The following is a 649-nucleotide window of genomic DNA, read 5'->3' as shown; positions in this document are numbered from 1 at the left end:
GCGGTCGGCTGAGTTGGTGGGGGTGTTGTTGGGGGTGTTGAAGGCGGGGGCGGCGTATGTGCCGGTGGATCCGGCCTGGCCGCGGGCTCGTCGTGAGGCGGTGTTGGCGGGTGTGGATGTGGTGGTGGACGACCCGTCCCAGGTGCTCGCCGAGGAGACCGATGGTGGTGGGCGGGTTCGCGTTGGTGTGGATGCGGACGATGCGGCGTATGTGATGTTCACGTCGGGCTCGACGGGTGTGCCGAAGGGGGTTGTGGCCACGCATGGCGGTGTGGCGGGGCTGGCTGCTGACAGCGGTTGGGGTGTCGGTGCGGATGATCGGGTGCTGTTGCACGCGCCGCACGTGTTCGACGCGTCCACGTATGAGATCTGGGTGCCGCTGGTGAACGGCGGGACGGTCGTGGTTGCGCCGCCGGGTCAGGTGGATGGTGGTGAGCTGGAGCGGTTGATCACGGCGCATGGGTTGTCGCATGTGCATGTGACGGCGGGGTTGCTGGGGTTGCTGGCGGTGGAGTCGCCGGGGGTTTTTGCGGGTGTGCGTGAGGTGTTGACCGGTGGTGATGTGGTGGCGGTGTCGGCGGTGGAGGCGGTGCGGGCGGCGTGCCCGGGTGTGGTGGTGCGTCATTTGTACGGGCCGACCGAGGTGACG

1 protein-coding gene is annotated in these 649 nt (G+C 68.4%); it reads left to right on the top strand.

Annotated features, from left to right (window positions below):
* Positions 1-13: 13 nt before the first annotated feature.
* On the top strand, positions 14-649 hold a 636-nt coding region (locus QSK22_RS33285; RefSeq protein ID WP_502872402.1), incomplete at its 3' end, for an AMP-binding protein.

The sequence above is a fragment of the Actinomadura sp. NBRC 104425 genome, assembly GCF_030269545.1.
In the GTDB taxonomy this organism is placed as follows: Bacteria; Actinomycetota; Actinomycetes; order Streptosporangiales; family Streptosporangiaceae; genus Spirillospora; species Spirillospora keratinilytica.
Note: the sequence above shows the minus strand (reverse complement) of the source record. Positions and strands in the feature narration are given on the sequence as shown.